Source organism: Brachybacterium sp. GPGPB12, assembly GCF_038396325.1.
GTDB lineage: Bacteria > Actinomycetota > Actinomycetes > Actinomycetales > Dermabacteraceae > Brachybacterium > Brachybacterium conglomeratum.
The window spans coordinates 29283-42543 of record NZ_CP149573.1 but is presented as its reverse complement, the minus strand read 5'-3'; the positions used below and the strand labels follow the sequence as shown (position 1 = coordinate 42543).

The 13261-nt window shown below is 71.5% G+C and carries 6 protein-coding genes, 6 tRNA genes and 4 pseudogenes; 4 read left to right on the top strand and 12 right to left on the bottom strand.

Going from position 1 to position 13261, the window contains the following annotated elements; genetic code table 11:
- Nucleotides 1-10: 10 nt before the first annotated feature.
- The 12 genes and pseudogenes from ruvA to WKH84_RS00180 all read right to left on the bottom strand — a co-directional run bounded on the left by ruvA (nt 11) and on the right by WKH84_RS00180 (nt 7626).
- Nucleotides 11-619, bottom strand: a complete 609-nt coding sequence (ruvA, locus tag WKH84_RS00235) for a Holliday junction branch migration protein RuvA (protein WP_341855266.1) — start codon at nt 617-619, stop codon at nt 11-13.
- Between the two features lie 26 nt (nt 620-645).
- A pseudogene (locus WKH84_RS00230) lies at nt 646-1237 on the bottom strand (crossover junction endodeoxyribonuclease RuvC).
- 135 nt (nt 1238-1372) lie between these two features.
- A complete protein-coding gene (locus tag WKH84_RS00225; protein WP_341855265.1) occupies nt 1373-2131 on the bottom strand; it encodes a YebC/PmpR family DNA-binding transcriptional regulator in 759 nt (252 codons plus the stop codon).
- A gap of 176 nt (nt 2132-2307) precedes the next feature.
- The gene (locus WKH84_RS00220; RefSeq protein ID WP_341855264.1) at nt 2308-2475 is read right to left on the bottom strand and encodes a hypothetical protein; all 168 of its coding nucleotides are present in this window, start codon (nt 2473-2475) and stop codon (nt 2308-2310) included.
- Nucleotides 2463-3629 (bottom strand): PrsW family intramembrane metalloprotease, encoded by a 1167-nt coding sequence (locus WKH84_RS00215; RefSeq protein WP_341855263.1) that lies wholly within the window; start codon nt 3627-3629, stop codon nt 2463-2465. Before WKH84_RS00215 ends, WKH84_RS00220 begins: the two co-directional genes overlap by 13 nt.
- 94 nt (nt 3630-3723) lie before the next feature.
- Nucleotides 3724-4308 (bottom strand): HIT domain-containing protein, encoded by a 585-nt coding sequence (locus WKH84_RS00210; protein ID WP_341855262.1) that lies wholly within the window; start codon nt 4306-4308, stop codon nt 3724-3726.
- Nucleotides 4305-6304, bottom strand: a pseudogene (gene thrS / locus WKH84_RS00205) (threonine--tRNA ligase). The gene WKH84_RS00210 and the pseudogene thrS overlap by 4 nt, the downstream one beginning before the upstream one ends.
- Before the next feature lie 130 nt (nt 6305-6434).
- Entirely contained in the window at nt 6435-7028 is a 594-nt protein-coding gene (locus tag WKH84_RS00200) for an NAD(P)H-dependent oxidoreductase (RefSeq protein ID WP_341855261.1), read from the bottom strand.
- 192 nt (nt 7029-7220) lie between these two features.
- Nucleotides 7221-7292, bottom strand: a tRNA-Val gene (locus WKH84_RS00195).
- Between the two features lie 26 nt (nt 7293-7318).
- Nucleotides 7319-7389, bottom strand: a tRNA-Cys gene (locus WKH84_RS00190).
- A gap of 66 nt (nt 7390-7455) precedes the next feature.
- A tRNA-Gly gene (locus WKH84_RS00185) sits at nt 7456-7528 on the bottom strand.
- A 26-nt stretch (nt 7529-7554) separates the two neighbouring features.
- Nucleotides 7555-7626 (bottom strand) — tRNA-Val (locus WKH84_RS00180).
- 410 nt (nt 7627-8036) lie between these two features.
- Here WKH84_RS00180 and WKH84_RS00175 point away from each other — a divergent pair.
- From WKH84_RS00175 to treY, 4 genes and pseudogenes are all read left to right on the top strand, one after another.
- Nucleotides 8037-8112 (top strand) — tRNA-Gly (locus tag WKH84_RS00175).
- Between the two features lie 26 nt (nt 8113-8138).
- A tRNA-Val gene (locus WKH84_RS00170) sits at nt 8139-8213 on the top strand.
- Between the two features lie 152 nt (nt 8214-8365).
- Nucleotides 8366-10533: pseudogene (gene glgX / locus WKH84_RS00165) on the top strand (glycogen debranching protein GlgX).
- A gap of 62 nt (nt 10534-10595) precedes the next feature.
- A pseudogene (treY, locus tag WKH84_RS00160) lies at nt 10596-13189 on the top strand (malto-oligosyltrehalose synthase).
- Nucleotides 13190-13261: the final 72 nt, after the last annotated feature.

Sequence of the window (13261 nt, the reverse complement as noted above, 5' to 3'; positions counted from 1 at the left end):
GCCTGCGCGCTCACCGATGTCCTCCGAGACCGCGCGCCGCCGTGCGCAGGAGCGCGGCGGCATCGATCTGCTCCCCGCCCTCCTCGCGCGCGGCCTCGACGGCGCCGCGCGCCGCCTTCTCCGCCCAGCCGAGGCCGACGAGCGCCTCGACCACGTCGGCGTCGGGGCCGCCGAGGGCGACACCCGGGGCCGACGCCGCCTCCGGCGAGGCCTCGCTCGGCGCGGGCGCCTTCCCGCCGAGCTCGAGGAGCATCCGGCCGGCGACCTTCGGGCCGATGCCCGGGGTGCGGGTGATGGTCTTCACGTCCTGCTCGGCGACGGCGCGGCGCGGCTCCTCCGGGTCGAGCACCGCGAGCACGGCCAGCGCCGTGCGCGGGCCGATCCCGGTGACGGACTGCACGATGCGGAAGGTCTCGGCCTCCTCAGCCTGGGGGAAGCCGTAGAGGGTCAGGGAGTCCTCGCGGACGACGAGCTCGGTGTGCAGGGTGACCTCGGCCCCGTGACGGGTCGCGGCGAGGGCCTGCGGCGTGGTGCGCACGAGGTAGCCGATACCGGCCACCTCGAGCACGAGGGCGTCGAGGTCGAGGCGGACGACCCGCCCGGTCAGGGATGCGATCACGCCACCAGCCTAGAACACCTGTTCGATCACTGGCGGGAGGTCGAGCGTTCCCGGGCGCGTCGGGCCCGTCGCTCCGCCTCGGCCCACACGGCCTGCGCGCTCGTGCGGGCGCCGCCGGTGCGGTCCAGCGCCACGGGGCCGCCGCCCCGCCACAGCTGGGTCAGCGCGATCGCGACGGCATCGGAGGCGTCCGCGGGCTGGGGTGCCGCGTCCAGGCCCAGCACCTTCACCAGCACCGATTGGATCTGCTTCTTGTCCGCCCGCCCGCGCCGGTCACGGCGGCCTTGACCTCCGAGGGGGTGTGCGGCGCGACGGGGATGCCGCGCTCCGCCGCCTCGAGCGGCGCGATGCCGGAGACCTGCGCGGTGCCCATCACGGTGGAGATGTTGGACTGGCTGAACACCCGCTCCACGCCGACGGCGTCGGGGGCGAACTCCTCGAGCACGGCGCGCGCCCGAGGGCGATGCCGAGCAGGCGCCGCTCGAGCGGCTCCTCGGAGTCCGAGCGGATCACGCCCGCGTGGACGAGACGAGCGCGTCGCCCGCCGATCGCGTCGACGATGCCGATCCCGCGGCGGGTCAGCCCGGGGTCGACCCCCAGCACACGCAGGGTCGTCATCTGCGCTCCTCCCCTCCCGGCATGGCCGTCGGCGGTGTCAACGGCCCTCTCCCCGGTCCGGGTGGTGCGGCCCGCGTCGGCGGTGCCGCCGAGGGGACGACGCGGCCCAGGCCGCGACCGCGCCGTCCCGCTCGCTCATTCCTGCTCGTCCAGCTGGGCCGCGACGTCGTCGGGGATGTCGAGGTTGGAGTAGACGGCCTGCACGTCGTCGCTGTCCTCGAGCGCGTCGATCAGGCGAAGCGCCTTCTGCGCGCCCTCGAGGTCGACGGGGGTGCGCATGGTGGGCACGAACTGCACCTCGGCGCTCTCGTAGTCGATCCCCGCCTCCTGCGGCGCGGTGCGCACGGCGACCACGTCGGTGGCCTCGGAGAGGATCTCGAAGGTCTCGCCCTCGTCGTTGATCTCCTCGGCGCCGGCGTCCAGCACGACCTCGAGCAGGTCGTCCTCGGTGTTCTCGCCCTTGGCGACGGTGACCACGCCCCGGCGCTCGAAGAGATAGGAGACCGAGCCGGAGTCCGCCATGTTGCCGCCGTTGCGGTTGAAGGCCAGACGCACCTCGGAGACGGCGCGGTTCTTGTTGTCGGTGAGGCACTCGACCAGCACGGCGACGCCGCCCGGGGCGTAGCCCTCGTACATCAGGGTCTCGTAGTCGACGCCGCCGCCGTCGAGCCCGCCGCCGCGCTTGACGGCGCGGTCGATGTTGTCATTGGGGACGGAGGTCTTCTTGGCCTTCTGGATGGCGTCGTAGAGCGTCGGGTTGCCCGATGGGTCGGGGCCGCCCATGCGTGCGACCACCTCGATGTTCTTCACCAGCTTGGCGAACAGCTTGCCGCGCTTGGCATCGATGACGGCCTTCTTGTGCTTGGTCGTCGCCCACTTGGAATGCCCGGACATCTCGCTCCTTCCGATGGTCCGCCATGGGGTGGCGGATCGCCGCACCATCCTAGTGGTATGGCGAACGCGCTCCACGCCGCGCGCCGCCGGGCCTCTCCGCAGACCGCGCCGTGGCGTCCCCGCCGGCGCCGCGCCAGCGCTTCCCCCGTGTCGTCCGGCCGCGCCCCGCGGGGCGGTCAGCCACGGACGACGGGGGCGGTCAGCGCACCGATCAGACGACGATCGGCGGTGATCTGCTCGAGCGACTCGCGCTCGCGGGCGCGGGTCCTCGCCGTCGGCCGGCCGAACAGGACGCTGTGCCGCTCCATGCCCAGCGAGACCGCCGAGCGGATCAGGTCGTGCATGCCCATCCGGGCGACGGCGCCGTGGCGGCCCGCCCACGCCTCGGCGCGACGGCGTCGACGCATCGAGACCAGCATCTCGACCTCGTCGGGCGAGAACCAGCCGGCCCTGCCGTACTCGGACAGCTGGCGGCGCAGGATCCGCTTCTCCCGCAGGCGCAGGAACAGCACGATGCCCACCAGCGAAGCAGGAAGATCGGCACCTGCACGGTGACGTAGTAGCGCAGGAACCCGGCCAGCGGCGCCTCCGGGTCCACCGGGAGGAAGAAGCTCGAGCCGTTCCACAGCGCGTGCGGCGCCATCCCGAGCGACAGCCCGCCGAGGCCCAGGCCGAAGTAGAGCATCAGCGAGCGGCGCTCGGCCGCGATGCCGAGGCCGAGGCCGCACAGGGCGGTGAAGGACACGTGGGCGAAGGGCGAGAGGATGCCGCGCAGGAAGAAGGTCTGCCAGAAGACGTCGACCGTCCCGGCGGCCTGTGCCTGGTGGAAGGAGTTCCCGAAGTAGAGGATGTTCTCGGTGAAGGCGAAGCCGCCCGCGATGAGGGCGGCGTACACGACGCCGTCGAGCGGACCGGAGATGAAGCGTCGCCCCCAGATGAGCAGGGCGAACAGGCCCGCGGACTTCATCGTCTCCTCGATCACCGGTGCCTGCACGGTCGCGCCGAGGAAGGAGTCGATCAGCTCGGTCTCCTCCTGCGGGGAGATCCAGGCGTCGAAGAAGGTCCCGAAGAACAGCGACAGCGAAGACGGAGCCGATCGCGCCCCAGGCGAAAGCGGAGACGAGCGAGAGCCGGGGCGCGGCGTGTACCGATCCAGCCACCACACCGCGCCGAGCACGAGCGCGACCGGCACCAGCGCCGCGGTGAGGGCGACCAGCGCGGTGCCGATGCCGAGCGGCCTGATCACCACCAGATACAGCACGACCAGGGAGGCGAGGATGCCCAGCAGCGAGCCGATCAGCGACACCCAGCGCAGCCAGCGTCGGCGGGGCCGGGCCGCGGCGAGTTTGCCCGGGCCGAGCCGGCCGGGAGCGCGGGGATCGGTGCGCGCGATGTCGTAGCCGTACCCGGCGTCGGGACCGGCCGGGGCGGCGGCGCCGGGGCCGGCGGCCCGCGGCGGGCCGGGCTGGCGCGCAGGCGCGCCGGTCGAGCTGGTCACAGCGTGGCCCTGCCTCTCCCCCGGTGCTCGGTCGCGGTCGGTCGGCTCCCGCCGTCCGCACGGCGCTCCCCCGGATGCGCTCGGCCATGCTAGCTCAGGCCCCGCCGCCGCCGGGCCACGCCTCGGCGTAGAGCCGACGGGTGTCCGAGAGCAGGATCGGGAGGGCCTTGGTGCGGCCGACGATGGGCAGGAAGTTCGCGTCCCCCGCCCAGCGCGGCACCACGTGCTGGTGCAGGTGGGCGGCGATCCCGGCGCCCGCGACCTCGCCCTGGTTCATGCCCAGGTTGAAGCCCGCGGGGCCGGAGACCTCGCGGATCACGGTCATCGCGGTGCGGGTGATCTCGGCGACCTCCGCCACCTCCTGCTCGGTCAGCTCGGTGTAGTCCGAGACGTGCCGGTACGGGCACACCAGCAGATGGCCGGAGTTGTAGGGGTAGAGGTTCAGGATCGCGTAGGCGACGCGGCCGCGGTGGACGATGAGCGCGTCCTCGTCGCTGCGGCGCGGCCCCGCGCAGAAGGGGCACTGCTCGTCGTCGTGCGGGTCATCGGGCTTGTTCTCCCCGCCGATGTACGCCATCCGGTGCGGGGTCCACAGCCGCTGGGTGTCGTCGGGGACGCCCGCGAAGTCGCGGGCGTCCTCGAGCGCGGGCTCGCCGCCGGGCTGGTCGGCCGGGCTCACACCTGCACCTTGTCGGCGATCGCGGTGACGATACGCTCCACGGCCTCGTCGACGTCGATGCCGTTGTCCTGGTCGCCGTCGCGCATGCGGAAGGAGACCGCGCCCTTCTCCTGGTCCTCGCCGCCGGCGATGAGGAGGTAGGGCACCTTCTCCTTGGTGTGGGTGCGGATCTTCTTCTGCATACGGTCGTCGGAGGAGTCGACCTCGACGCGCACGCCGCGGGCGCGCGGCTTGGCGGCGACCTCCTCGAGGTAGGGCACGTACTCGGCGGCGACCGGCACCCCGACCACCTGGACCGGCGCGAGCCAGACCGGGAAGGCGCCCGCGTAGTGCTCGAGGAGCACGCCGAAGAAGCGCTCGATCGAGCCGAACAGGGCGCGGTGGATCATCACCGGGCGCTGGCGGGAGCCGTCGGGGGCGGTGTACTCGAGCTCGAACAGCTCCGGCTCGAAGAAGTCCAGCTGGATGGTGGAGAGCGCCAGGTGCGGCCGATCGCGTCCTTCGCCTGGACGGAGATCTTCGGGCCGTAGAAGGCGGCGCCGCCCGGGTCGGGCACCAGCTCCAGCCCGGAGGAGGTGGCGACCTCCTCCAGGGTGCGGGTGGCCTCCTCCCAGGTCGTCTCGTCGCCGACGGACTTCTCGGGGTCGCGGGTGGACAGCTCGAGGTAGAAGTCGTCCAGACCGTAGTCGCGCAGCAGGTCCAGGACGAAGCCGAGCAGGCTGGAGAGCTCCTCCTTCATCTGCTCGCGGGTGGTGTAGATGTGGGCGTCGTCCTGGGTGAAGCCGCGGGCGCGGGTCAGGCCGTGGACCACGCCGGACTTCTCGTAGCGGTAGACGCCGCCGAACTCGAACAGCCGCGCGCGGCGGCTCGCGGTAGGAGCGGCCGCGGGAGCGATAGACGAGGTTGTGCATCGGGCAGTTCATGGGCTTGAGGTAGTAGTCCTGGCCCTGCTTGGTGACGTTGCCGTCGGCGTCGACCTCCTCGTCCATGTGCATGGCCGGGTACATGCCGTCGGCGTACCACTCGAGGTGGCGGGAGGTCTCGAAGAGGTTCTTCTTCGTGATGTGGGGGTGGAGACGAAGGAGTAGCCGGCCTCGACGTGGCGGCGACGCGAGTAGTCCTCCATCTCCATCCTGATCATGGCGCCCTTGGGATGGAACACCGGCAGGCCGGAGCCGATCTCATCGGGGAAGGAGAACAGGTCCAGCTCGCTGCCCAGGCGTCGGTGGTCGCGGCGCTCGGCCTCGGCGATCCGCTCCTGGTGGGCTCGCAGCTCCTCCTTGGTGGGCCAGGCGGTGCCGTAGACGCGCTGCAGCATCGGGTTCTTCTCGCCGCCGCGCCAGTAGGCGGCGGCGGAGCGGGTCAGGGCGAACCCGTTGCCGATGAGCTTGGTGGAGGGCAGGTGCGGGCCGCGGCAGAGGTCGGTCCAGACCACCTCGCCGCGTCGGTCGACGTTGTCGTACATGGTCAGGCCGCCCTCACCGACCTCGACGCTCGCTCCTTCGGCGGCGTCGTCGGCGGAGGACTTCAGGCCGATGAGCTCGAGCTTGTAGGGCTCTGCGGCTTCCTCGGCGCGGGCCGCGTCGTCGGTGATCTCGCGGCGCACGAAGCGCTGGCCGGACTTGACGATCCGGTTCATCTCCTTCTCGAGCACCTTGAGGGTCTCGGGGGTGAAGGGCTCGGCGACGTCGAAGTCGTAGTAGAAGCCGTCGGTGATGGGCGGGCCGATGCCGAGCTTCGCGTCGGGGTTCGTCTTCTGCACGGCCTGCGCGAGCACGTGCGCGGTCGAGTGGCGGAGGATCGAGAGCCCGTCGGGGCTGGAGATGTCCACGCCCTCGACGTCCTGCCCGTCCTCGAGCACGGTGTCGAGGTCGCGCAGCTCCCCGTCGATGCGCAGGGCGACGATCGCGGCGGTGCCCTCGAAGAGCGCGGTGCCCGTGGTCCCCTCCTCGATCTCCTGGGGCGATCCGTCGAGGGTGATGGCGATCTGGGCCACGGGGGTGCTCCTTAGTTCTCGGGGTGAGCCGGCCGACGACGCCGGATCCGTCGTCGATGGTACCGGCCGGCGCGCCCGCGCCGGACCGGCCCCTCGACGGCGGCGGCTCAGAGGGAGCGCGCGAGCTCCCTCACCCGGAGGAGCGCCGCCTCCATGATCTCCTCGGCACGATCGGGCTCGTGGTCCATGCCCTCGGCGGCGACGGTGTGGGTGGTGCGGCCAGGAACTGGAACATCCCGGCGATGTACAGACTCGCGGGATCCTGCTGGCCGAAGCGGCCGCCGCTGGCCTGCAGGTGCACCACGGTCTTGTCCATGACGAGGCCCTCCGCCTCGCCCTCGGCCGTGTACCGGAAGGTCACGCCGGCGCGGCAGATGGTGTCGATCCAGGCCTTCAGACGCGTGGGCACCGAGAGGTTCCACAGCGGGTTCGCGATCACCACCAGGTCCGCGCTCTGGAACTGCTTGGTGTACTGGTCGAACAGCGCCAGCTTGTTCTGCTGGGCACCGGTGAGGTGGGAGAAGTGCTCGCCCGCTCGCGCCCGCTCCCAGCCGGTCATCATGTCCAGGTCGATCTCGGGCACGGCGGTCTCGTACAGCCGCACGTCGTCGACCACCGTGTCGGGGCGATGCGCGGTGAGCTCCTCGACGAAGGCGTCGGCCATCGTCATGGAACGGGACTTGCTGGGGTCCAGCGGATGGGCACGGACGATGAGGGCACGCATGCTGAGGTCTCCTCCGGGTCGGCGTGGCGGGTGACGTGATGGCGGTCTCGTCACCGTCGAGCCTAGAGACCTCGGAGGCCGCGCACCGGGACCCAGGGCCCGGTGGGCCCCAGCCGCGGGACCCGGCGTGGGGCGCCTCTCTGCGGACGCAGAAGAGCCCCGGACCAGGGGGTCGGGGCTCTTCTGCTGGGGTGGGCGATACTGGGATCGAACCAGTGACCTCTTCCGTGTCAGGGAAGCGCGCTACCGCTGCGCCAATCGCCCGGGACGGCACCGGCGGGTGCCGTTCGAGGTGGGTACGGGATTCGAACCCGTGTACACGGCTTTGCAGGCCGTTGCCTCGCCTCTCGGCCAACCCACCGGGTGATGCTCTCGCATCATACGGAACAGCGCTCCCGACGCGAGGTCGGGAGCGCCGTCCCCCCGGAGCGGACGACCGGATTCGAACCGGCGACCCTCACCTTGGCAAGGTGATGCTCTACCAACTGAGCTACGTCCGCAGGACAGGGATCCGAAGAACCTGCCGTGGGCGATACTGGGATCGAACCAGTGACCTCTTCCGTGTGAAGGAAGCGCGCTACCGCTGCGCCAATCGCCCTGAGGTGATGTCCGCTCTCTCGATCGGACTTGAAGAAGCTTACATGCTCCCGACGGGTGCTCGCGCCACTTCTGGATGTGACCTGCGTCCCGGTCGATCGGAGCGGCGTCGGACCCGACGAGCCGACCCTCCGGCCCCGCCGACACCCGGGCCCCACCGCCCTCCCCGATCCGACCGCTCGGGCGCGCCGCCGATCCGACTGCACGGGCGCGCCGCGCCCGTGAGACGCGGGGACGGAGCGGGAGCACCTTTGGCGCTCCTCGCGCTCCGCGCCCCCGACCGGCCGGCCGGCACGAGCCCTCCGTGCACCCCGGCCCTGCCGCTCGTGACCTCGGACACTGAAGACCGTCCGGGTTTGCACAGGCGGTCGGAGCGCGCCTAAGGTAGCTCCTCGTCGGCCCAGCCGATGTGCGGACGTAGCTCAGTTGGTAGAGCATCACCTTGCCAAGGTGAGGGTCGCCGGTTCGAATCCGGTCGTCCGCTCCATCCCTCCCCCGCGCCTCCGGCGCGACGGGCGATTGGCGCAGCGGTAGCGCGCTTCCCTGACACGGAAGAGGTCACTGGTTCGATCCCAGTATCGCCCACCATGCAAGGCCCCGGCTCCGGCCGGGGCCTTTCTCGTCCCCGCCCCGGCGTGGACGAGCCCGCCGGGGCCCGACCGAGCTCGCGGGAGCATCACGATCGGACCCGCCTCGCCGCGCACCGGTCCCCGCCCGCCCGCGCCCACTACTGTGGGGCCATGCAGATCTGGACAGGAAAGTCGTATCCCCTCGGCGCCACGTTCGACGGCTCGGGCACCAACTTCGCGCTCTTCTCCGAGGCGGCCGAGCGGGTGGAACTGTGCCTGTTCGACGAGGACGGCACCGAGCGGCGCATCGAGGTCACCGAGGTCGACGCCCACGTGTGGCACGTCTACCTCCCCGCGGTCCAGCCCGGCCAGCGCTACGGCTACCGCGTGCACGGCCCCTTCGACCCCGCCGCGGGCCTGCGCTGCGACCCCTCGAAGCCGCTGCTGGACCCGTACGCGAAGGCGATCGCCGGGATGGCCAGCAACCATCCCTCGCTGTACAGCTACGACTTCGAGGATCCCGAGAAGCGCAACACCGAGGACTCCGCCGCCCACACCATGCACTCGGTCGTGGTCTCCCCCTTCTTCGACTGGGGCAACGACCATCCGCCCGCGCACGAGTACCACGACACCGTGATCTACGAAGCGCACGTCAAGGGCCTGACGATGCCGCACCCGGAGATCGACGACAACATCCGCGGCACCTACGTCGCGATGGGCCATCCCGCCGTGATCGAGCACCTCAAGGAGCTGGGCGTCACCGCGGTCGAGCTGATGCCGGTCCACCAGTTCGTGCAGGACGGCCATCTCGTCGAGAAGGGGGTCGCGCAACTACTGGGGCTACAACACGATCGGGTTCTTCGCCCCGCACAACGAGTACGCCTATGCGGGTGAGCTGGGCCAGCAGGTCCAGGAGTTCAAGCAGATGGTCAAGAACCTCCACGAGGCGGGCATCGAGGTCATCCTCGACGTGGTCTACAACCACACCGCCGAGGGGAACCACCTGGGCCCCACCCTGTGCTTCCGCGGCATCGACAACAGCGCCTACTACCGCCTGGTCGAGGGCGACGAGGCGCACTACTACGACACCACCGGCACCGGGAACTCGCTGCTGATGCGCACCCCGCACGTGCTGCAGCTGATCATGGACTCGCTGCGCTACTGGGTCACCGAGATGCACGTGGACGGCTTCCGCTTCGACCTCGCCTCGACCCTCGCGCGCGAGCCGCACGAGGTGGACCGGCTCTCCGCCTTCTTCGACATCATCCAGCAGGACCCGATCATCTCCCAGGTCAAGCTCATCGCCGAGCCGTGGGACCTGGGCGAGGGCGGTTACCAGGTGGGCGGCTTCCCGCCGCTGTGGTCGGAGTGGAACGGCCGCTATCGCGACTCGGTGCGGGACTTCCACCGCTCGGAGCCGGGCACCGTCGGCGACTTCACCTCGCGCCTCGCCGGCGGCTCGGACCTCTACCAGCACACCGGCCGCACACCGATCGCGTCGATCAACTTCGTCACCGCCCACGACGGGTTCACGATGCGGGACCTCGTCTCCTACAACGAGCGGCACAACGAGGCCAATCAGGAGGGCGGCGGCGACGGCGAGAGCCACAACCGCTCCTGGAACTCGGGCATCGAGGGCGACACCGACGACGAGGCCGTGCTCGCCCTGCGCAAGCGCAGGGCCAAGAACCTCATGGCCACGCCGCTGGTCAGCCAGGGCGTGCCGATGATCCTGCACGGCGACGAGATGGGACGCACCCAGCAGGGCAACAACAACACCTACTGCCAGGACAACGAGCTGTCGTGGGTGCACTGGGACCTCGACGAGCACCAGGAGGAGATGCTCTGGTTCACCCAGCGCATGATCGCTCTGCGCCGCGAGCACCCGATCTTCCGCCGACGCCGCTTCCTGCAGGGCGTGGTCCGCGAGGACGCCGGCTCCGTGCTCAAGGACGTGGAGTGGCTGGGCACCGACGGGGAGCCGATGACCGAGGAGGAGTGGAACGATCCTCAGAACAAGTGCCTGACCATGTTCCTCAACGGCTCCGCGATCCCCGAGCCCAACTCCCGCGGCGAACGGATCGAGGGCGACTCGGCGCTGGTGGTGTTCAACGCCTCCGGCAACGACGTCGACTTCGTCTTTGCCCGGCGAGGAGTACGGCACCGAGTGGGAGGTCGTGCTCGGCACGGGCGACACCATCGACGTCGGCTCCGTCTTCGACCCCGGCCAGGAGATCGTCCGCCCCGGCCATTCGATGCTGATCCTCATGCGGCCCCCGGAGACGGGCGAGGACGAGGAGCGCGCCGCGGACGACCTCGAGCGCACGGTCCGCGCCTGACCCCCGAGAAGGAGAGCCCCGCAGTGAGTCTCGAGACCGGTCCCCGTCCCACGACCCGGGAGATGCCGTCCCGGCGCTCCCGACCCGCCGTCACCGGGGCCCAGCCCGCGGTGCGCCGGGTCCCGACCTCGACCTACCGCCTGCAGCCGCACGCCGGCTTCACCGCCGACGACGCGGCGGAGATCGTGCCCTATCTCGCCAGGCTCGGCGTGGGGCACCTGTTCTGCTCCCCCGTCGCCGCAGGCCGCGCCCGGCTCGACCCACGGCTACGACGTCGTGGACCACACCCGCATCAGCGAGGAGATCGGCGGGGAGGAGGCGCCGCGCCGCCTCGCCGAGGCCGCCCACGCCCACGGGATGGGGATCGTCGTGGACGTCGTCCCCAACCACATGTCGATCCCGACCCCGATCTGGCACAACCGGGCACTGTGGTCGGTCTTGCGCGACGGCCCCGCCTCCCCCTTCGCCGACTGGTTCGACCTCGAGCTCTCCGGCGAGCGCTCGGTGCTCGTGCCGGTGCTGGGACGGCCCATCGGCGCGGTCCTCGCCGACGGGGAGATCACGATGGGCGTCGAGCAGGTCCCTCAAGCCGATGGGTCGGTCGCCGAGGAGACCGTCTTGCGCTACTACGACCACGTCGCGCCCGTCGCCGCAGGCACCGAGCACCTCGGGCTCGCCGATCTGCTGGACCGCCAGTGGTACCGGCTCGCGTACTGGAAGGTCTCCGACGAGGAGCTGAACTACCGGCGCTTCTTCGACGTGGACACCCTCGCCGCGGTGCGGGTCGAGGACCCCGCCGTGTTCGAGGCGACCCATCGCACGCTCCTGCAGGCTGCAGGGCGAGGGCGTGATCGACGGCTACCGGATCGACCATCCCGACGGCCTCTCCGATCCTCGCGGCTACCTGCGCGATCTCGAGCGCGCCACCGACGGGGCCTGGACCGTGATCGAGAAGATCCTCGAGGGCGAGGAGCACCTGCCCGGCGACTTCCCCTGCGCGGGCACGACCGGCTACGACGCGCTGTGGCGGGTGACGGGCCTGTTCCACGACCCGCACGGCGCGCTGGGCCTGACCCATCTGTGGCGGCGGCGCACCGGCGACCTGCGCCCCTTCGAGGAGGTCGCCGCCGAGTCCACGGACCTCGTGGTCACCACCAGCCTGTGGGCCGAGATCGAACGGCTGACCGCGCTGATCCACGGGATCTGCCAGGACGACATCCGCCTGCGCGACACCACGCGGCGCAACATCCAGAAGGTCGTCGTCGCGCCGCTGACCTCGATGGACCGCTACCGCGCCTACATCGTCCCGGGCGAGCCCGCCCCCGGCGCCGAGCGGGCCGTGATCGAGCAGGCCGCGGCGCGGGCACAGGCCCGGCTCGGGGACGACGAGGACCTCGCCGCGACCCTCGAGCTGGTCGTCGCCCTGGTGTGCGGGGACGAGGCGGGCGGCGCGGGACGCACGACCGCGGCGCCGAGCGCGACGAGGTCGTGGTCCGCTTCGCGCAGACCTGCGGCCCCGTCCACGCCAAGGGGCTCGAGGACACCGCGTTCTACCGCTACACCCGCTTCCTGGCCGTGAACGAGGTGGGCTCGGACCCGGAGCGGATCGGGGTCGAGTCGGATGTCTTGCACGACCACGCCCTGCACATGGTGCGCACCCGGCCCGATGCGATGACCACCCTGTCCACCCACGACACCAAGCGCAGCGAGGACGTGCGGGCGCGCCTGGCCGTCCTCACAGAGCGACCGCTCGAGTGGGCGCTGGTGGTGCAGGACCTGGATCGGGCGACCTCCGCGCATCGCGGCGACCGGGTCGACGGGGCGATCGAGCCGCTGCTGTGGCAGACCCTGGCCGCCTGCTGGGAGTCGCCCGGCTCCGGGGCCGCGCCGCTGGACGCGGACCGGCTCGAGGGCTATCTCGCCAAGGCGATGCGCGAGGCGAAGACCCACACCACCTGGACCGAGCAGGACGCCGAGTACGAGCGCGAGGTGCAGGCCCTGGGGCGAGCGGCGCTGGAGTCCGAGGAGGTCGCCGCGATCCTCGCCGACTGGACCCGGCGCACGGCCGCCGTGCGCCGCGCCGCGATCCTCGGCCAGAAGCTCGTCGCGACTCACGATGCCCGGCGTGCCCGACGTCTACCAGGGCAACGAGAGCGTGGACCTCTCCCTGGTGGACCCCGACAACCGCCGCGAGGTCGACCACGCCGCGCACGCCGCCCGCCTCGGACGGATGATCGAGGGCGCCCGTCCCGAGGGGATCGGCGACGAGAAGCTGTGGCTGACCCACCGTGCGCTGGTCTTGCGCCGGGAGCGGCCGGACCTGTTCCAGGGCCGGGACGCCGCCTACCACCCGCTGCCCACTACGACCGGCCATGCCGTCGCCTTCGGCCGCGCATGCGGTGAGGGACCGGTCGAGGTGGTCACCGTCGTCACACGGCTCGCGCACGGGCTCGCCCAGCGCGGCGGCTGGGGCGAGAGCAGGATCGGACTGCCCGAGGGCCGCTGGCGCGACGTGCTCGGCGGCGCGGAGCACGAGGGCGGGATGGTCCCGCTGGTCGAGCCGCTGGACGACAGCCCCGTCGCTCTGCTGGTGCGCGTCGGCGCCACCCCGACCGGCGCCCTGCCGGTCCCCCACCACCTCGAGGAGACGCGATGACCGCCGCACCGCAGTCCCCGACCCCGCTCGGCGCGATAGACCGCTATCGCGTGTGGGCCCCGTCGGCCGGCG

What these genes read in the sequence shown, in the direction of transcription:
- WKH84_RS00220 (WP_341855264.1), bottom strand. Translation starts at nt 2,475, where the DNA reads ATGCACGACCTGATCCGCTCGGCGGTCTCGCTGGGCATGGAGCGGCAC.
- WKH84_RS00225 (WP_341855265.1), bottom strand. Translation starts at nt 2,131, where the DNA reads ATGTCCGGGCATTCCAAGTGGGCGACGACCAAGCACAAGAAGGCCGTC.
- WKH84_RS00200 (WP_341855261.1), bottom strand. Translation starts at nt 7,028, where the DNA reads ATGCGTGCCCTCATCGTCCGTGCCCATCCGCTGGACCCCAGCAAGTCC.